11 protein-coding genes are annotated in these 20326 nt (G+C 45.9%); 9 read left to right on the forward strand and 2 right to left on the reverse strand.

Annotated features, from left to right (window positions below):
- The first annotated feature begins 67 nt into the window (after positions 1–67).
- The 8 genes from G3M70_06825 to G3M70_06860 all read left to right on the forward strand — a co-directional run bounded on the left by G3M70_06825 (position 68) and on the right by G3M70_06860 (position 17085).
- On the forward strand, positions 68–7018 hold the full coding sequence (locus G3M70_06825; GenBank protein ID QPJ61613.1) for a hypothetical protein: 6951 nt from the start codon (positions 68–70) through the stop codon (positions 7016–7018).
- 1309 nt (positions 7019–8327) lie between these two features.
- Positions 8328–9458, forward strand: a complete 1131-nt coding sequence (locus G3M70_06830; protein ID QPJ61614.1) for a 4-hydroxyphenylpyruvate dioxygenase — start codon at positions 8328–8330, stop codon at positions 9456–9458.
- Entirely contained in the window at positions 9455–10306 is an 852-nt protein-coding gene (locus tag G3M70_06835; protein QPJ61615.1) for a fumarylacetoacetate hydrolase family protein, read from the forward strand. Before G3M70_06830 ends, G3M70_06835 begins: the two co-directional genes overlap by 4 nt.
- Positions 10307–10310: 4 nt before the next feature.
- A complete protein-coding gene (locus G3M70_06840) occupies positions 10311–11480 on the forward strand; it encodes a homogentisate 1,2-dioxygenase (GenBank protein QPJ61616.1) in 1170 nt (389 codons plus the stop codon).
- The gene (locus G3M70_06845) at positions 11477–12121 is read left to right on the forward strand and encodes a flavin reductase family protein (protein QPJ61617.1); all 645 of its coding nucleotides are present in this window, start codon (positions 11477–11479) and stop codon (positions 12119–12121) included. The genes G3M70_06840 and G3M70_06845 overlap by 4 nt, the downstream gene beginning before the upstream one ends.
- A 27-nt stretch (positions 12122–12148) precedes the next feature.
- On the forward strand, positions 12149–13327 hold the full coding sequence (locus tag G3M70_06850; GenBank protein QPJ61618.1) for an acetyl-CoA C-acyltransferase: 1179 nt from the start codon (positions 12149–12151) through the stop codon (positions 13325–13327).
- A gap of 44 nt (positions 13328–13371) precedes the next feature.
- Entirely contained in the window at positions 13372–15348 is a 1977-nt protein-coding gene (locus G3M70_06855) for an acetoacetate--CoA ligase (protein ID QPJ61619.1), read from the forward strand.
- 66 nt (positions 15349–15414) lie between these two features.
- A complete protein-coding gene (locus G3M70_06860) occupies positions 15415–17085 on the forward strand; it encodes an alpha-keto acid decarboxylase family protein (protein QPJ61620.1) in 1671 nt (556 codons plus the stop codon).
- Positions 17086–17104: 19 nt separating this feature from the next.
- Here the strand turns inward: G3M70_06860 and G3M70_06865 are convergent, their stop codons facing one another.
- Both G3M70_06865 and G3M70_06870 read right to left on the reverse strand, forming a co-directional pair.
- Positions 17105–17914, reverse strand: a complete 810-nt coding sequence (locus tag G3M70_06865) for a hypothetical protein (protein QPJ61621.1) — start codon at positions 17912–17914, stop codon at positions 17105–17107.
- A 101-nt stretch (positions 17915–18015) separates the two neighbouring features.
- Positions 18016–18222 carry a hypothetical protein gene (locus G3M70_06870; protein ID QPJ61622.1) on the reverse strand — a complete coding sequence of 69 codons (207 nt, stop codon included), beginning with the start codon at positions 18220–18222 and terminating at the stop codon, positions 18016–18018.
- Between the two features lie 687 nt (positions 18223–18909).
- Between G3M70_06870 and G3M70_06875 the strand changes: the two genes are divergently transcribed.
- Entirely contained in the window at positions 18910–20277 is a 1368-nt protein-coding gene (locus G3M70_06875) for a hypothetical protein (protein ID QPJ61623.1), read from the forward strand.
- The last annotated feature ends 49 nt before the right edge of the window (positions 20278–20326 follow it).

A 20326-nucleotide genomic window follows, 5' to 3' on the forward strand; every position in this document is an offset into this window, starting at 1 on the left:
AAAGGGTATAGTATCTGCTTTCGATTTCGCTGCCCGTTGATTTTTGCCTTCTTCAGGAGCCTAGACGATGTGCCGCTTTTTCCAGAAAGTCCTTCCTTCCAGGAATTATAATTTATTTGTTTTTCTGTTCACTTCCCTGCTCTTTTTGATCGTTCCAACCAACGCCCTCCTGGCGAAATCGACTTTCCAGCAAAGCCAGGCTAAGAAACAGACCCTCCCAACTCCCGAGTTCTCCGCCGGAACAACCGGGTCCAGCACATTTTCCCTGCCACTCAGAGTTCCCCCCGGTACCCGCGGTATGCAGCCGGAGCTGGAAATAGTTTATGACAGTGATAGCGATAATGGATATTTAGGGTTGGGATTATTTTTGAATGGTTTGTCCGAGATCAGAAGATGCCCGGCCACCCTTGCCCAGGATGGTTTCAAGGGAACTCTGAATTATGATGAAGATGATCGGTTTTGCCTGGATGGCAATGGAGTGAACGATGGCCGGTTGAAAGTCATCTCAGGGAACTATGGAGCCGACGGTTCTGAATACAGAACTGAGCGTGACACCTTCCGGAAAATTGTTGCCCGTAGTAAAGCAGGCAGTGGCCCCGCATCTTTCGATGTGTGGCTGAAAGATGGCACCTATTTACAATATGGAACCGCTGGTTCAAATGGCTCGAGGGTGATGAATTCTCAGGGCAAAGGGGTCCGCATCTGGGCGCTCAATTCTGTCACCGATCGAAACGGAAACTATTATTTTATTAAGTACACAGGTTCTCCGCCGGATATGGATACTGGAGAAAATATCGACAGCCCCGGGCAATATTATCCTGAATTTATCTATTACACAGGGCATCAGAACTCAACAACCGATTTCAAGAGGATGGTGCAATTCAAGTACATCAGGAATTCCTATCCATCTCAGGGAGATGATGATGGTGGATGGGTGGAAACCAATGCCCTGCTTAAGGAAATTGTCACCTGCATTTCAGAATCGAAAAATCTCGATAGTCCAGATTCAAATTGCGAGACTCCCGGCACAAGAATCGCCACCCGTTATAAATTGAGCTACGAGGAAAACCTGAATTATGGGACCAGTATCGTTCGCCAGATAGAGGAATGCGATGCGAACGATGTTTGCCTGCCACCTGTCACACTTCATTGGGATGAGGGAACATCTTCTTTCGGCTCCTATTCTGATTCAAGTTTGACCGTCTCAGACATGGGTTACCCCTCTGACAAAAAGGCGAAAATCCAATATCCTCGGCTGTTTGGCGATGTCAATGGCGATGGGCATGTTGATTTTTGCCGTGCAGTTGGCGACGCAACTCGATCCTTGTCCTGCGCTTTGGGCGGAAAGGATGAGTTTAGTCAACCTTACTGGCCATCTTCAAGCAGCTCTGTTGTTGATTTTGGTGTTTGGGATACCCCTGGGGAACTGGTAGACGTTAACGGCGATGGCCGCGATGATTTTTGCCGTTTTATAGATAAGGGCAATGGCTATTCACAGCTTTCCTGTGCTCTTGCAACGGAATCCGGTTTTAGCGACGGAAAATTTAAAACACCTGATGATGACCTTTATACCAGTTCCAGTAATAAGGAACCGCGCGGGTTTTTCGATGTAAACGGTGATGGCCGAGCCGATTATTGCAGGAACAATGAAGACAAAATTCTCAGTTGTGAAATCGCGACCTCACAAGGCTTTGCCTGGAATCAATTCCAAAGCCCGGAAAACAAGAAATTTGTTTTTGGTAGCAATGACCGTCCACAAGCATTTACTGATGTTAACGGAGATGGCCGCGCCGATTATTGCAGGGTCATCGACAAAGACAACAACAAACGAGTGGCCTGTGCCCTGGCTCTCCAAAGTGGATTTGAAGACTCCGGATTTGAATCCCCCGTAATGAAATCAAAAGCGGGTGTCAAGTTCAGCCTGGGTGAAAAGGGAGAGGACAACCCCTGGAATTTTGGCGATGTCAATGGCGATGGTCGGTCTGACTTTTGCCGGACTGTAAAAGATTCCAAAGGCAACAAGAGTCTCAAATGCGCATTGGCCCAGGAAGATTCCTTTGGAAGCACGAGAGACTCTTACGGTAATGTGACAGACCCGATCGAAATCCTCTATCCAGGGCCTGCTGATCGCTCTTTTGATTTCGGTTATTCCATTGAAGATGGTTTTCCACGAATATTTACCGACATGAATGGAGATGGCCTGGTTGATTACTGCCGCGTTGTTGGCTATCCATATTATCTATCCTGCGCAATGATGGGCATTGGCACATATGGGGCCAACGCTTCACCCTCCCCCAACCTGCAAAACAAAAACTATCCACAAACCATCCAGGACGTCACAGGAAATGGAAAAGGGGATTATTGCGCAGCTAATGGTACTACGGAGAATGCATCTGACATTTTGACTTGTATGCAGGGGATTTCTCCCTTGCAAAAGGTAGTCGCGGTCGATAACGGTATCGGCGGCATCACCCGAATCGACTACAAACCCTTGACGGACCAGTCGGTCTACCGGTTTTCAGGACAACTACCCGACTATCCCATCCAAAAAGTCGAAGACAGCCAATACGTGGTTTCCGCATCTCACGTGAGTGACGGGCAAGGAAACACTTACGACTACTCCTATTTTTATGAAAATGCCACCACCAGTTTGAGTGGTCTGGGCAACCTGGGGTTCCGCGCGCGCACCAAAGCAGACCCACAACTGGGCTCAAAAAACACAACCGTCTACAAAAGAGATTTCCCTGATTTTAATTTTCAGTTCAAGACGCTGGTCGATCAAAACCTGCTGTGCAATCAGGATACGCAAAATCTGTCGGACACCTCCCCTTGCGTCGATACTCCCAAAAACCTGTTGACCAGAACCCAGTTTTACTACAAATGCGTGGACACCCTGGACCATCAGGAATGTGACAACGCCACTAAAGTTGCCCGAGTGGAAGTAACGACCAAATCAAAAGAGGATTTTGGTTTTGGCTATAAACAGCTCTCCTCCTTTGCCTACGACAGGTTTGGCAATCAAACCCAGATTTCGGATTATGGTGATATTAATCAATCCAGTCATTTTGTATCAACGTGCAGTTTCTACCAGAATGATGAAACGAATTGGCAAAACGGCTTTCTCCTGTATCAGAAAATTTCAACGAACCCCACTTGTCCTGAAGATCAAAGCGCCTGGGAAACTTACAAATTCAATAATAAGTCAGACCTGAGTTTTAAACAAAATACGTACGACACCGGGACTATGAACCGGTCTACCTCCCTGGCGTGGGACAACCAGAACAACATGTGGCTGGGTTCCAAAATGACTTACGACTCTGTTTATGGAAATTTGGTCCGCCAGGATCAAATGTCGGGCAATCCGGCCAGATTGATCCCTCATACAGATACTCACCTGACCTATGAAAGCACCTTCAATACATTCCCTCTTGTAAAAACCTCACCGCCCCCTGATCCCGGTGAAAACGCGAGTTTTAAATTGACTGAAAGTTACGCCTACGATGCCCGGTTTGGCAGTCGGGTCGCCGTTACAGACGTGAATGGAAAGACGTCAACCGTCTGTCTGGACAGTTACGGCCGGGTTGAAGATACTCAAGGTCCCATGCCCGGGTCTGAATATGGAGCAATCCAGCCGGACATCAATTGCCTGAGCACCAATAATTACACTTATCTTTCCGGGCCTGAAAAAGGCTCTTCTGTGCTCACCTTGTCACATATGGAAAGGAAATATACCCAAAACGACAACGGCACCCCATCAGGTTATTCACAAAAGATCAAAACCCGCGAAACCTGGAACGATGGTGATATGGAAAACTGGCATGTTTCCAAGGTCTACTATGACGGTCTGAAACGAGATTACAAAACAACCGCCAAAGGAGACGATGGCCAATGGATCATTACGGAAAAACTTTACAAGGCCCAGAACCTGCCCTGGAAACAGACGCTTCCCTACTTTGAAGGAGCACCAGAAAAATACTGGATTGAAAAGGATTACGATTCCCAGGGGCGGAGTAAATGGATCAAGACACCTTATGTAAACGCTTCTGGCGAAAAAAGTGTTACGAAAAATACGTGGAGCTATCAGGCAGGCAACACTATCGTTACCACTGCCAATAGCGAGGGCAACCCGGACAGTAATGACAACCCACGTTATATCAAATCCACTGTTTTCAGTTTCTTCAATTCACAACGAAGAACTGTGTCAATGGAAATTAATGATGCCCCTGAATCCGTTACAAAGTATGACTATACTCCCTTGGCGCAACCCTCCCGGGTTACCCTGCCCAATGGAGTAATTAATAAGGTCACCTTCGATTCTCTAGGCCGAAAAACAACGTTGGAAGAAACCAACATGGGAGTAACCCGGTTCTTTTATACCCCACGGGGAACTCTTGGCCATACAAAGGATGCAAAAGGACAGACCATCCACCTTGAATACGACAACCTGAACCGGTTGAAGCGCGAAGCCTGGGAAAACGCGCAATCGGAAATCACCAAAACCGTTGGATACACATTGGATGTCGTGAAAGATTCGGACCAATTCAAAAATACTTTAGGTCGTTTAGTCCACGCTGAAATCCAGGATAAGGACGGCAACAAGGAATCATCCAAAACTTACGGCTACACGCCCTACGGCAAACAAAATGCCATTAAAGTGGATATTCCAAAAATCAGTCAGATATCCAATTCAAGTGCAAACCGTCATCATACTTTTAAGATGAGATACAATCCCAAAGGCCGGATGACGCGATACCAGTTCGACGATGGAACATTCGTGGAAAGCAGATATTCTACCGGTGGTGGAAATCTCAAGGATATTCAGTACAACGGAAACGATGTCAGCCCTGCGCCTGCCATCACTTACTCGAACTTTAATGCCCTTGGCCAACCACAGAACACGACAAGTTCCAATCGTATCACCGAAAAGCTCTGGTATTACCCCATGGGCAACATACGTGAACAATTCATCAGTTCCCCTGACAGTTCTTTACTAAATACCATTTATGAATGGGACCGGCTAAACAACGTTACCGATCTGTTCGACTGCAATTTCACTGACGCCAACAGTCTTTGTGGAAATAATGGGACAAGCAAAGAAAACTTCAGCCAGCATTTGATCTATGAAAACAATCGTCTCATCACTGCCAACGCTCCCGGCCAATACAACAAGCTTTCTTTCGAGTACGACTGGTCCGGAAATATCATACGTAAGGATGGTCTCGACTTTGAGTATACCGGCAACCAGTTCAGGCAGGATACCGGCGGACATAATTATATCGCTTCTTATGATGACAACGGCAACATGGAGCATTTTAAAAACAAGACCATCGACCAGACGCTCGAACTGACCTACGACGTCAAAAACCAGTTGAAAAAACTGGAAGGCGCAGGGGACGCAAAAAAGTACACTTACGACTATACCGGTAGCCGCATTATTCAGGAGTCAGCATCCGTCACAACGTTTTACCCAGCGCCATTCTATGAAATCTCGGTGTTTTCAGGTACCGTTCAGCACACAAAGTATCTGATGGGACCAGGCGGAAAACTCGTTGCGTTTACGGTCAATGATTCCGGCGAAGCCGATCCCCCTGTCGGGGTCCCCCAGCCCGGTACGATTTTTCATTTTCATAAGAATCAGGTGGGCAGTGTAGCACTAGTCACGAACCATAACGGAGAACAGGTCTCCCGGGTTTTCTACAAACCTTATGGCGAAATTTTCCGTCCCGACGCCAATGACAATCATTTTCGGCCCAAGTTCAATGGGAAAGAGTTGGACGAACAAGCCAACCTTTATTATTTTTCCGCCCGGTACTACAATCCAGTCATTGGTCGGTTCCTGACGGCGGACACTCGCCTGGGAGGTAAGGTGTTCACTCAGGATGCTTTTAATCGGTATGCGTTTGCCCTTAACAATCCGGTAACATTTGCGGACCCTACCGGCCATGGCGTATTCAAGAAGATCTGGAAAGGTATTAAAAAAGCCGGACACTTTATTAAAAAGCACATCAAGCAAGTCGCCATGGTTGCGGTGGGTGTCGCGCTGGTGGCGGCGGAAGTCGCGGCCGATGTTGTAACGGAAGGGGCGGCTACACCGGGGCTGGCGGAACTGGATGCTGAAATACTGGGAGATGTGACCGTCGATGCCACCGCTGATGTGACGGCAGATGTTGCCGGTGATACCGCAGCGGAAGAGGCGGGAGAAGTCTCCGCGGAAGATGCGGGGGAAGCTGTCTCAGAACAAGAAGCAGAATCTGTGAATGAGTGCGGTGGTTGTTCATGTGCCAATTCTTTCACGGGTGACTCTCTGGTCCAGTCAGAAAACGGCCCTGTTGCCATCTCCAAAATCAGGAAGGGCATGCGGGTCAAAGCTTACGATGAAAAAACAGGAGAGATCGTGATCCGGCAGGTAACCGAGGTCACCTCGCGTACCACCCAAAACCTGATCGTGCTTCACATTGGAGATGTTGCGATCGAGACCACAGCCAACCATCCCTTTTGGGTGGAAGGCAAAGGCTGGGTCGTTGCCGGGAAACTTAAGGAAGGAAATCTGCTGAAATCCCTTAAAGGCAACCCACACAAAATTTCCCGCATTGAGCAACGGAAAGGGGCCTTCAAAGTTCATAACTTTGAAGTCGAAGGAGCTCATAATTATTTTGTCTCTGAAAAACAGTTATTGGTGCACAATCCAATACCCATTTTTGGGCCAGAACAATTTGGTGGAATTCAACCTATGGCATATCCGGCACATAGTTATTACAAAAACAACCTATATGACGAGGGAGGAAACTTTCTTGGCATCAGGCTGACAGGACAAGAAACCTACTATTTTAATAATACTGAAATTTATAATGTTTGGGAGGGACCCTATCGCGCTGGCCTGGCTGAGGAATTTAATCCTGGAGATATACTGGAAGGACCCAATATTGATGGTTTTAATCCTGGAGATGCTGGCCTGCCAGAAGACTTTCTCCAGCCACAACTGCCAGTTGAAGTTGTAGATTGTGCTGAAGCAGCTTAAACTATGGACAAATCAGTAAGAAGTTAGCAATGGACAGAAAATATTTATTTCAAATTTTGTAGAGATAGTACCCATTCAAAAGTTTTCAGGCGAATTTTAAATTCTCAACCCCACCATAATTTATTTCCACCAGACAGAAAAGAATCTGGCAGAACCCATCGCTTCAAAATAAAAAGGCCTGCCGCTAAAGCGGTAAGCCTTATATAGTGAAAATGGGGCGGGGACTACCAAATCAACCCCACAACTTATTACAAGGTATGAGGTTATTGCATTCAAATATTATCAGATGCCCCCAATGTTGCCCCAAAAGTTTTCTTTCCAAGATCAGTAATTTTGCTTACTAACGATAAAATGTTACAAGGTTCTATCGGGAAAAAGTACCCATGAAAAGAAACGCTATTGTAAGAAAACATAAAACCCCAAAATTTTACTAGTTGAATCTAAGGTTTATTGTTATGACCCACTATACGTCGTCAGATGAATCTGTCCGTATTGTGATTTAAATTAGAGACACATTGATTCTATATTCCACCTTATAAAAGTTCAACATTGCGTTAAGCGACCTTGGATTTTCGGAAGCGGCTCGGTCATTTTAATTCGAAAAGGCTCTATGATGGTTCGCATTGTTCCTCCTTCGGCATGGATATCCCTTCGTTTCCAGCAGGTGTTGGCAGCTTGATCTTCCTTATGAACTAATATAGGTCGTTCCATGTGAAATGGGTTCCATAACCTGTCGTGAATTTTGTGCCGGTTAATAAGTTTGAGAAAATGCCTTTTAAAGCAGGTCTATTAAGGTCACCCAGATATCAATGGTAAACTCGAATTTACTGAACTAGGGAAATGGCCGACTGCCACGACCTTGCAGTCGGCTGGCGGGAAAACCTAAACCTCTTCCCAGGCTGGCACGTTTCGAATTTTTTTTTTTCAACTCAGAGCAAAATATTAAAAAATTTATCGCAAAATTTGTTCGAATTTTCCGGATTTCTGTCAGGTAAATTGGAAAGCCTGTTAACGATTATTTTTAAAGAGGTTAACAGGATTTTCGGGCCCTGTTTCAAGCCCTTCCGTCGGGTGAGGGCCCCTCAATTCAAAAAAGAATTTTGGTCAGAACCCCAAGTTGGATGTACATTGAATAGAGGGGAAAAGTTTAAAACCCCAGAGGAAAAACTGAAAGGTTTGACAGCCTGAGAAACTTCAGTAGTTTGGATAACATCTAATATTTAAAGGAAAACGTGAGGAGAGAAAAACTAAGGGGGGGGCGATTCGAATAACAATAGAAATTTGCGGCCAGTAATGTCAGGAGGTCCAAATGGAAACGGAATCATCGCCTGGTATCGTCAAAGTTCATTCTATAGAATTTGTTGTCGAGTATATTGATCGAAGTCGTGAGTTTTACGTCAACAAACTGGGGTTTCATGAATCGCACCGGTCTACACCGGAATGGGAACATGAGTTCAACAGCAAAGGGATCATTTTCAGTTCCAACGATATTAAAGTCCTCGTATCCGCTCCACTTTCTTCGCACAGCTATTCCGCCGATTTTTTAAAATTACTTTCTCCCGGCATTCGTAAAGTCAATCTCCAGGTTGAGAGCCTGCAACGGGCTTTGGATTTTCTGGGAGCGCACGATGCCACATTCATTCACGACCCGAAAGAAATACATTCCGCTAATTGTTGTCATCGCATGACCAGTATTGCGACACCGATCGGATTTCTCGAAATCGGTTTCATTGAAATTGATGGCGATGAAAATGAAATCCCAATGTTCCAATCCTGCAGAATAGAAAAAGGCCTTTCGGCCCCCTTCCAGCGGATTGATCATATGACAATCAACACCCGGACGATATTTCCCATATGCAGTTTTTTCGAACACGTTCTGAACCTGAAAGAATTCTGGCGGGTTGCGTTTCACACTCCAGACAGCTCTTCAGGTGAACATGGCACCGGGCTTTCGTCCAGAGTCATGTGGGACCCGGTTTCAAAATTAAAGTTTGCGGTGAACGAACCTCTCCATCCGCATTTCAACGATTCCCAGATCCAGACCTTCATTGAAAAAAATCACGGATCCGGTATCCAGCACGTGGCCCTGTCCGTTCCGGATTTGATCGATTCAGTCCATAGTCTTCGTTTGCAGGGAATCGAATTTTTGGAAACTCCCGATGCCTATTATGATTTGCTGCCGGAGCGCATGCGGAAGAATCAGATTTCCAGTATCAGGGAAAATCTTGAAGATTTAAGAAAAGAGCGCATCCTGCTGGATGGTCAAAATGAAAACTATCTATTACAGATTTTTTTGAAAGAGGCTTCCCAGCTATATCACGAAGACGATGCGGGGCCTTTCTTTTATGAAATCATCCAGCGCGAAGGACACGATGGATTTGGTGAGGGTAATTTTCGTGCGCTTTTCGAAGCTATTGAATTTCAGGAGGTCCAAAGTTGAGGCTGCTTCGATATATAACAGAATCCCAGGAAGCGAGCCATGGTCTTCTTCTGGATAATTGCGTCTATCCTCTTCCGGGGATGACCACGACAGAAGCTATGAGTTCCTTGAGTCAAAACAGCGATACGTGGAATTGGATCGTAGATCAGGAACCGCGGGCTCTCGGGGAATTATCCTTATTGCCTCCAGTGGAGAACCCGGGCGCCTTTCTGGATTTCTATACCTTCGAGGAGCATGTTAAAACCTGCCGTCAAAAGCGGGGTCTGGGAATGGTTCCGGAATGGTATGAATACCCCGTCTGGTATAACGGTTCGCCTCGCTGTTTCAGCGGTGATCAGAGCCAGGTAGAGTTTCCTGTAATGGAAACGAAAAAGGACTTCGAACTCGAACTCGCAATAGTGATTAAAAAGCACTGTCATCGGATAAAAGAAAAAGAAGCGGCACATTTTATTGGAGCGTATACCATCGTCAATGATTTCAGCGCGCGCTCTCTTCAAGAAAAAATCATGCCGGTTGGGTTGGGGCCGGCAAAGGCGAAGGACTTTAATACCGGCCTGGGGCCCTGGCTTGTCACACCAGATGAGATCCCGGACTCTCGCAATCTTAAAATGCGTGCCTGGGTTAATGATGAACTCTGGAGTGATGGCAACAGTGGATCCTCCCAATTCAGTTTTGAACAAATGATCGCCTTTGCCTCGGAGCACCAGACGCTGTATCCGGGTGATGTGCTGGCAAGCGGAACGGTGGGTGGCGGCTGCGGCCTGGAACTGGGCCGGTTTCTAAAGTCCGGTGATCAGGTAACTCTCGAAATCGAATCTATCGGAAAACTCACACACTGGGTAGCGTGATTCCATGATTGGTTATCGTAAATTCGGCAACCTTCCCTCGATGCACCACACCGTGCACCGCACTGGCGACCAGTTGCTTTACGAATACTGTTTCACCAGGAAAGGGTTTGATGCCCCTTACTCCATTCTCTATCTTCACCATCCTCCAACGGGTGAATTCAGTACCCGGGCATTCCTGGACGCTGAATGGCCCACCGTTGAAAAAAGAAAAGCACCTGTTCTCCAAAGGCGACATTTCCGGAGCGATCAATTCGATGGGTGTAATAATTTAATTTCCGGCCGCGTCCTGCTTGCTTTCAACGATCATTTAACGTATGGGTTGTGCCGCCCCAAAACATCCACCCCTACTTTTTTCTCAAACAATGATGCAGATGAGCTTTTTTTCCTGATGGAGGGGGAAGTCCAGTTGCAGTCCCTGTTCGGGAGTATAAAACTTGTTCCCGGCGATTACCTGATTATTCCGCGATCCTGCCCATACCGTTTTAATTTCGAAAAATCACCCAGGTTGATGTTCGTCGAGGCCCTACACGGGATCGGGATACCTCCACAATTCCTCAATGAATCCGGCCAATTTAAAATGGACGCACCCTATTCCGAGAGGAGTTTCAAAACTCCCTGCTGGGATGATGCATTATTTGAAAATGAGGAACAGCGGGTGATCGTCCGCAAGCGCCAGGGCATATTCACTGAAACCTTTTATTCAAAAAATTATTTTAAACTGGAAGGTTGGGACGGCTGTGTTTATCCGGTCGCGTTGAGCCTGGACCGTATTCAACCTAAAACAGGGCGGGTGCATTTGCCCCCTTCATCGCACCTAACATTTTCCGGGCCTGGGTTTGCTGTAATGAGCTTTCTTCCTCGTGTGCTCGACTTCGACGAAAACGCTATCCCCTGTCCTTTCTACCATTCTTCTGTAGATTGTGACGAGTTGCTTTTATATGTTTCCGGAAAATTTACAAGTCGCAAAGGCATCGACCGTGGTTCTATCAGTTTCCACCCGGCCGGTATTCCGCATGGCCCCCACCCGGGTACTTACGAGGCTTCTATTGGACAAAAAAGAACCGATGAACAGGCGGTGATGGTTGACACTTTCGACCCACTCCTATTAACCACCGCAGGCACTGTATTGGAAGACCCTGACTATCCCGACAGCTGGAAGGAATCAACCCAATGACACGACATGTGGAATTCAATACGATCAAGCCGGAAGAAGAGTTCTGGGTCGAAATTTATCATTTGATGAATTCAATCGTCCAACCGAGGCCCATCGCCTGGATTTCCAGCATTTCTGAACATGGGCAACACAACCTTTCTCCCTTCAGTTATTACAATATTTGTTCCATGAATCCTCCGGTCATATCCAATGCTGTTTTTTACAATCGGGACGGTTCGGAAAAAGATACGCTCCGAAACATCAAATCGACGCAAAATTATATTGTCGGCTGTATTTCGTTCCCTATAGCCGACAAGGCCAACGTTACCTCGGCACCATTTGAACCGGGAGTGGATGAGTTTCAGGAAGCAGGTGTGGACTATGTCGACCGTGGTCCGGGAGAACCCCGGTTAATTGCAGACAGCCCGGTGCAACTGGTTTGCGAGCTGAACCAGACGGTCAAACTGGGTGAGGGGGCGGGCGTAGGGACGCTTGTTCTCGGAAACGTCAAAAAAATTCTGATTTCGAAAGCATTGGAGAAGATGGACTGGAAAAAGGGATTGCCTCCGGAAGCGGTTGATAACGTCGGCAGGATGGGTGGCGATTATTACACTCGCACCAGGGACCTGTTTCAGATAGAACGGCCCATTGTCAAAAAATGACGGTGAGGTCGCGGAAGGTGGCAAACTATGGAAAATTTTCAAAAAGCCTCATTTATTTATGGAGCCGTGCGCACTCCAATTGGAAAGTTTAATGGTGGGTTGGCAACGGTTTCTGCCCCGGAACTCGGAGCCATCGCCATCAGGGAAGCGGTGCGCCGCAGCAGTATTTCGCCGGATCAATTCTCAGAAGTTTTCATGGGCAACGTAGTGTCTGCCGGAATCGGGCAGGCCCCGGCCCGCCAGGCCGCCTTAAAAAGCGGACTGCCTGAAAGTATTGGGGCCACGACAATCAATAAAGTCTGCGCTTCCGGTCTCAAAGCAGTAATGCTCGCTGATCAGGCTGTCCGGTTGGGTGAAGCGGAATTCGTGGTAGCGGGCGGGATGGAGAATATGAGCTGTTCCCCTTTTCTACTTCCACAAGTGCGACGAGGTCACAAGCTGGGAAACACGGAAATGGTAGACAGCATGATCCATGACGGGTTATGGGATCCTCACGAGAACCAGCACATGGGCGAGTTGTGCGAACAGGTCCTCAAACAGTTCTGCTTTTCCCGGGAAAAACAGGACCATTTTGCCCGGACCAGTTATCTGAGGGCTCGTGAGGCGCAGGAGGATGGGACTTTCGCTCGGGAAATCGCAGTTGTCACCCTCCATCAAAAAGGAAAGCAGCAGGCAATTGAAAAGGACGAACAACCCTATGAAGAAGATCTGGACCAACTGTCCTTCATGCACCCTGTGTTCAAGAAGGAAGGAGGGACGCTAACCAAAGGTAATAGCGCAAAAATAAACGATGGCGCGGCCGCTTTGGTCATTGGTAAGGAGATACGGGGGCTGGACCCAATGGCACGGATTGTGTCCTACGCTACCCATGCACAATCTCCTGCCACTTTTGGTCTGGCTCCCTTCGGTGCCATTCAAAAAGTCCTCGCTCGAACGGATTTAAGCCTGGACGATATTGATCTGTTCGAAATCAACGAAGCCTTTGCTGGCATCTCTATGGCAGTCAATGACCTTCTGGGACTTGACGGGGAAAAGGTAAACATCCATGGAGGTTCTATTGCACTGGGACATCCCATTGGGGCTACCGGCGCCCGGATACTGGTGACTCTTTTGTATGCGTTAGAAAAAAGAAACTTGAAACGAGGCTTGGCTGGCTTGTGTATTGGAGGGGGGGAAGCCATTGCCATGATTGTAGAACGAATGTAAACGGCGGTTGGGTCCCACATCTTCCCTGAATGGAGGAAGATGTTATGAACGAAACTCTCTGGCAACCGGATAAACGGCAAATCCGGAACTCGCAAATGTTCCGGTTCATGGAAGCGGTCAATCGGGAATTTAACCTGTCCCTTGACTCCTATGAAGACCTCTATGCTTGGTCTGTAGAACACCTTCAGGATTTCTGGAATTTCTATCTCCGGTACTCGCAGATCATCCTCCACAGTCCGCCAGACCAAATACTCTCCTCTACAAATATGCCTGGCGCACAATGGTTCACCGGGGCCACCCTCAATTTTGCAGAAAACCTGCTCTCGGGTCCACGGAACAAGACTGCAGTAATTAGTAAAGTTGAAGGACAGCCCCTGACAAATCTAACCTATGGGGACCTCTCCGATCAGGTCGTAAATTGTGCCCTGTCCCTTCGCCAGGCGGGTGTTAAGTGCGGAGACCGTGTAGCAGGATACCTTCCAAATATTCCGGAAACGCTCATTGCCATGCTGGCTACCGCAGCCCTAGGTGCGGTCTGGTCATCCTGCTCACCGGATTTTGGGAGCCAGGGGGTGATCGACCGCTTTGGCCAAATCCGACCCAAAGTCCTTTTTGCCACGGACGGTTACTTGTATAACGGTAAACCCATTGGTCGACTGGAAGTCCTTAAGACACTTTTAAAAGAGATTCCGGTACTGGAACATCTGGTGGTGATTCCATTCCTGAACCCGAACATTGATCCAAGCCTTCTTTCCATTCCCAGAGCGTGTGAATGGGGTGATTTTCTTGAAACAGGAGGGGAAAGCAGTTTCCAATTTGTGCCGGTGGATTTCAATCATCCACTTTTTGTTATGTATTCTTCCGGAACCACGGGCCTGCCCAAGTCTATAGTCCACGGTACCGGCGGCACTTTGTTGCAACATCATAAGGAACATGCGCTCCATACCGATATAGGTCCTGAAGATGTGGTGTTCTATTTCACAACCTGCGGCTGGATGATGTGGAACTGGCTTGTATCCGTTCTGGCCCAGGGATCTACGATTGTTCTGTATGAAGGGAGTCCGGCCTACCCCTCTTTGCAGGCGTTATGGAAATTTATTGATGAAGCCGGGATTACCGTTTTCGGGACCAGCGCTAAATTTCTTTCCATCAACGAGAAACAGGCGTTCATTCCTGAAAAGGTGGCTAATCTCCAAACCCTACGGACTATCTTATCGACCGGGTCTCCGCTGAGCGAGCAAAGTTATTACTGGGTTTATCAAAACGTAAAGTCGGATGTTCATTTGGCTTCAATCTGTGGAGGCACGGATATCATCTCCTGCTTCTTTCTGGGAAATCCAATGCTACCGGTTCGCGCAGGAGAAATTCAATGCCGCGGCTTGGGCATGGATGTGGTTGCGCTGGATCAGGATCACCTGCCTGGCTTTAACCAGAAAGGGGAACTGGCTTGCCGCCAGCCAGCGCCTTCCATGCCGGTCGCTTTCTGGAATGATCCGGGAAACCTGAATTACCGGAATGCATATTTCAGCCAGGTGCGTGGTGTGTGGCTTCATGGCGATTTCATTGAAATCAACAATGATGGAGGAATTGTTGTTTTTGGAAGAAGCGACGCGACATTGAATCCTGGCGGTGTAAGGATAGGAACCGCAGAGATTTATCGTGTGGTGGAACACCTTGATGGGGTGCTGGACAGCATTGCCATTGGCTTTGAGGAAGAAAACGATGTCCAGATTTTCCTGTTTGTGGTGTTGGATAAAGGTGAGGTTTTGAGCAAATCATTTAAAGATAAAATCAGACAAGCTCTCAGGCGAGAGGCCAGTCCACGTCATGTTCCTCATAAAATATTTGCTGTCCATGATGTCCCACGGACCTTGAATGGAAAGAAAGTGGAACTGGGACTCCGGGATTTATTTCGAGGCCGACATCCGGAAAACCTGGCCTCGCTGGAAAATCCCCAGTGCCTGGCAGAGTATGAGGAATTAATCACCTTGGGAATCATCGCAAATAAGGAAACAGGATAAAATCACATGTCCAGGAAAAGTTTAGAAAACCCTGCGGGAAATGGTTTATGAAAATTGGAGGTCATCATGACGACAACTGTCGAGACCTGTACCATAGGAAATTATCTGTGCAACAGGCTTCACCAAATGGGCGTAACACATATTTTCGGAGTGCCGGGGGATTTCAGTTTGAAATTCTGCAAACTTCTTGAAGGAGACGGGCGCATTCAATTTGTCGGAACAACCCGTGAAGACACAGCTGGCTTTGCAGCCGACGGTTTCGCCCGGCGACATCAAGGCATCGGCATAGTTCTGGTCACACACGGGGTTGGCGCATTAAGCACTGTCAACCCCATTGCCGGTGCCAATGCGGAATCGTCTCCGGTTCTGGTGATCAGCGGTGCTCCTGGACTTAGAGAACGGCGGGAAAATCAACTGATTCATCATAATTTCGGACAAAACGAGGCGCAGAAAAGAATATTTGAAAATTTCACCTGCTGCGCCGTTTCTCTAAATGATTTATCTACTGCGTTTAAACAGATTGACCTTGTTCTTGAAAAGGTCTGGAATAATAAGAAACCCGGTTATCTTGAAATTCCCAGAGACCTGATTGAAAAAGAAATGCCCCTCCATTTTGACTATGAAGCATTCTGCTCATTTGAACCCAGCGATACCGAAACACTCGATGAGGCACTGTCGGAAACAGTAAGTTTACTCAAGTCCGCCAAAACACCAGCCATTCTTGCCGGAGTGGAAATCCATCGATTCGGTATCCAAGAGGACCTGCTCCAACTTGTGGAGCATTCCAAAATTCCTGTAGCGGCCACCATAATGGGAAAAACCGTAATTGACGAATGCCATCCATCTTACCTCGGTATTTATCAGGGAAAGGTCGGGGGAGAGGCGGTACGCCAAACCATCGAAAATGCAGATGTTTTGGTCACGTTGGGTGTGATGTTTACCGATATCAATCTTGGTATGTTCACCGCGCGATTGAACCCAAATAAAATGATCCGGGCCCATCAGGGTGAAGTCACGATCAAGCATCACCGGTTTCCCCACATCACTCTCTGTGATTTCATCCGCGGCCTCACTCGCGGGTTGCAGGAAACCCCTTCGGCCGGAAGCTCACGCAAAAAGCCTTCCGGAGAAAACGGGAATTTGTCCCACGACAAAAAGAAACTGGATCCACTGGCATCCCTGACCACCTCCGGAATCATTGACATATTGAATACCCGAATGACCCCTCAGATTTCAGTGGTGTGCGATACGGGCGACTGTCTGTTTGCTGCAGCCGAACTTAAAGTGCCGGACCGTTCCTCGTTCTTTGCATCAGCCTTTTACACGACCATGGGATTTGCTGTGCCCGCCGGGCTGGGTGTTCAATGTGCTTCACCGAATGTAAGGCTTGTGATTTTAGTTGGCGACGGAGCTTTTCAAATGACTGGAACAGAACTCTCAACCTATAAAAAACTGGGATTCACCCCAGTGGTTATTATCATCAACAACGGAGGCTATGAAACGGAGCGGGTCATTCTGGATGGTGCGTTTAACGATATCGAAAACTGGAATTATGGAGAGGTCTGCAACCTTCTCCAATATGGGAAAGGAGCCACGACAGAGTGTGTCGGGGATTTTGAAGAGGCATTGGATCGTGCGCTAGCCGACAAGACACAAATGCATGTAATTGACGCAGTAGTCTCCGAATCATCTCAAGGGATGCGTCGTTTGGCTGAGGAAATCGGTCGTCGTATTTAAAATCCTGCTGGCCAGTTTCTCAACACCTGACTATTCGTTTTCGGGCGTTATTCAGACCCAGCCAGAAAGTATGTATTGCCTCTAATGCCTTGCGTGCTCCAAAAAGAAATTCTTCATAATGAAACTCTGGTTTATCAAACGAATGCCGAAGTTCATCGAAAACGTTATCTCCATGTTGCTTTTCACTATTGAAATGAAATAGAAAAAAATCCAGGGGAATTTCAGGCTGGTTATTTTGCCGTCTCCGCGAATTACATTTCTCAAGGCCCGAAATCAGTTCTTTCCAGAAATTATTGTTTTCATCAGCCTCACTTCCACCAATTCCCCAGGAAGCCCAGGTTTCAATAGCATAACTGGCGCCATGACCCACGTTACCATCTTTGCTTCCGTAATTCCTTTCCAGTCCTTCAATAAATTTTCTAGTGGCCAAAGATGCTGAATTCCAGCTTCCCAATTGTGTCGCATCCAATGGCAGAGGTTTTGCTGTTTCGCGAAGCCAGTTGATATGAGCCCAGGAGGTTTTAAAAAGCTGGTTTTCGGTTGCGCTATCCGGACTGATTCCCACCCCCAGTTCATTCACCAGAATGTAGCGAGCCTGGATTTCTGCTTCCAGATCGGAGGCCTGCAGCATCCGCATCATTTGAGCAAGAAGAAACCATTTGGAAAACACCGCAAACTGTTCAAACAGGTCAACAATCTGGGCTTCACTGGCCTCCCCTCTCTTGAACCATTTGCAATAAACGTTTGAGATAATAACGGGATGTTGGTGGATCTCTTTTTCAATGATCTCCCAGAAATTTTCGAAACTCTTCGATTGTGTCGTAATCATGAGGTCCTCCTTCAAATGAATTTCTGAATTTCATCGAGGGGAGACCCTTATCTGCGTACTGTAACCACATTTAAAATAGACAGAGAAAAACCTCTCCTCTATTAATATAGTTTACCGCAATCACTGGCGCCGGAAAGAGTTTTTGTTAATAATACTGGTTTGTTTTTATTGAATTTATTCAAGCCTTGTTCTCTTTTAAGGAAACGATTCTTCAAGGCCATCTTGGCCACAAACTCTTTGAGGTGGGTATTTTCCTTCTTAAAATCCCTCACCTTTGTGGAGTTGGCTTCTCTTGCCGTATCTCCCATCAGCCGTTTCTTACTGGACTCCAAGAAGTCCTTGCTCGATCTGTAATACAGGTTGTTTGGAATCCCCTCCGAAGAGAATACCTTTGGCCTCGTTTGCCTACAACTTTATAGATATCGGGAGGAAGAGTGTAACGAAAGTAATAGAGCGAGTTTCTTTGGAATGTGTATCTTGGGTTACCGTTCATTTGGGCCACCTTTAAGACACTTCATTGGACATAGTGCCACTAACTAGCAGCCAACCCAATTAACCCTTTAAAAAAGAAGATAAAGTGAGCGGGGACTACCAAATAGTTTTGCTAAGCAATTAAATAGTAATGAGTTATGGTGTTCAAAATTTATCAGTTTCCCCCATAGGTGCCCCCATCCTTTCTATGCGGTCAAATCCGCGTTTTACACAATAATCCTTCCCATGTCTCTCAAGCACCACCATTTTAGATTGTTCTTATTCTATACGTTATATAATCGGCATTAGTTTATCCTTATAGACTTGTTCAAATTCCATCTTAATTTCTATGAAGGGGTTACAGACTTTATCCATTTTATGGTGGTTTCGTTTTTAAACTCCAGTAAACATTATTCCTAGCCTGGCTCTCTGGCCAATAAAAAAAATTACCCATAATGAAATTTTTTTCTGGCATAGTATGAAAATTTAATGGTTCATTGTCCTGTGTCCGATGCGAATTTAAAATGAAGAAAAACACAAAAAAACCAAAAGAAAAACCCAAAGAAATAAGGTCCCCAAAAGAAGAAAGCTCATTAAAGGAGTTCGAATTTTTAGTCCATGCAGAAAACTTAATAGAACACATTGAAGCAATTGAAGAAATAAACCTTAATGTCATTCCTAAATATCGGCAGGAATTAAAAGAAAGGGAAAAGGAATATGACAAACTACTTAGCAAGTACAGGGATGATCTAAAAAAACACAAAAAAATGATGGAGGGCATCGTAAATAAAAATGACAAAATAGACTTGAAAAAAATTATTCCCAGTCTTGGGAGAATTGGGGAAGGGATAAAAACGCAGAGAGGATTGGTGGTAAGGGAAAATGCTTATACCATGATGAACCAAAATTTGCTGATAATGATGGTTTCTAAGTTTGAAATATTTATAACAAACATATTAAAAGCCTTTTTTAGTTGCAGACCAAAAAGTATTCAGGGTATGAATAGGTCTGAATCACTTGAGAACGTTGAAAAGTTAAAAACTTCAAAAAAAAACGTTGAATCGGAAATTGAAAAAGAAATTGAAAGGATTTTGCGGGATTCACATTTAAGTCAAATAAAATATATAGAAGATAAAATGAACGTCAAAATCATCGAGCATTTAAATATGCTGCCAGAATTTGTGGAACTGACTGCAAGGAGAAATCTATTTGTACACAATGGTGGCGTGGTTAATAGCAGATATATAGATATATGCAGAGAAAATAAGGTTTTAAAGAAGGGCACGATCAAATCTGGATTGCAGCTTGAGATCAATACGGATTACATAGAAAAAGCCTCAATAAGTTCCATCGAAATTAGTTTTAAGATTGGACATTTGATTTTTAGAAAAATGTGTGAGAAGGACAATGAAAAAATAAAAGTTGGGAACCACTTTCTCAGGCGGTTGGTAAATAAATTTCTGGAAGACAAAAGATGGGATTTGGTAATTAAGGTATGTGATTTTGTATTAACAACACAAATTTTGTCCCAATGCACGGAAATAGAACAAAAGGGGTTTGTGTTTTGTAAATGCATCGCTTTAAGATCTATGGGAAAAATGAGTGACTGCTTTAAATTACTCGACTCAACTAACAACACAGCGTCTAATCTAAATTTTATTTTTATCAAATTAATATTGTTAGACAAATTCGAGGAAGCTGGAACCTATATGGCTTCAAATATGAAAAGAAGTGATAGTGGTTATGAGGAACCGGAATTTTTCACGCTTCCATTATTTAATGACTTTAGAGAAACAATCCATTTCAAAAATGTTTTCCGAGAAATTTATAGGAAGGAGTTTGATGAAATAGGTGCCCAAATTATGGAAGCTTCCGAAATACGTTATTGGTAAAGGTGTACAAAGCTAGTATTTGCCGAACAGTGGCCCTTGTTGGGTATGT

This window comes from Candidatus Nitronauta litoralis (assembly GCA_015698285.1).
GTDB lineage: Bacteria > Nitrospinota > Nitrospinia > Nitrospinales > Nitrospinaceae > Nitronauta > Nitronauta litoralis.

Excerpts from the sequence above, each read along its gene's own strand:
- G3M70_06825 (QPJ61613.1), top strand. The coding sequence starts at position 68 with ATGTGCCGCTTTTTCCAGAAAGTCCTTCCTTCCAGGAATTATAATTTA.
- G3M70_06830 (QPJ61614.1), top strand. The coding sequence starts at position 8,328 with ATGGAAACGGAATCATCGCCTGGTATCGTCAAAGTTCATTCTATAGAA.
- G3M70_06840 (QPJ61616.1), top strand. The coding sequence starts at position 10,311 with ATGATTGGTTATCGTAAATTCGGCAACCTTCCCTCGATGCACCACACC.
- G3M70_06845 (QPJ61617.1), top strand. The coding sequence starts at position 11,477 with ATGACACGACATGTGGAATTCAATACGATCAAGCCGGAAGAAGAGTTC.
- G3M70_06850 (QPJ61618.1), top strand. The coding sequence starts at position 12,149 with ATGGAAAATTTTCAAAAAGCCTCATTTATTTATGGAGCCGTGCGCACT.
- G3M70_06855 (QPJ61619.1), top strand. The coding sequence starts at position 13,372 with ATGAACGAAACTCTCTGGCAACCGGATAAACGGCAAATCCGGAACTCG.
- G3M70_06860 (QPJ61620.1), top strand. The coding sequence starts at position 15,415 with ATGACGACAACTGTCGAGACCTGTACCATAGGAAATTATCTGTGCAAC.
- G3M70_06865 (QPJ61621.1), bottom strand. The coding sequence starts at position 17,914 with ATGATTACGACACAATCGAAGAGTTTCGAAAATTTCTGGGAGATCATT.
- G3M70_06870 (QPJ61622.1), bottom strand. The coding sequence starts at position 18,222 with ATGGGAGATACGGCAAGAGAAGCCAACTCCACAAAGGTGAGGGATTTT.
- G3M70_06875 (QPJ61623.1), top strand. The coding sequence starts at position 18,910 with ATGAAGAAAAACACAAAAAAACCAAAAGAAAAACCCAAAGAAATAAGG.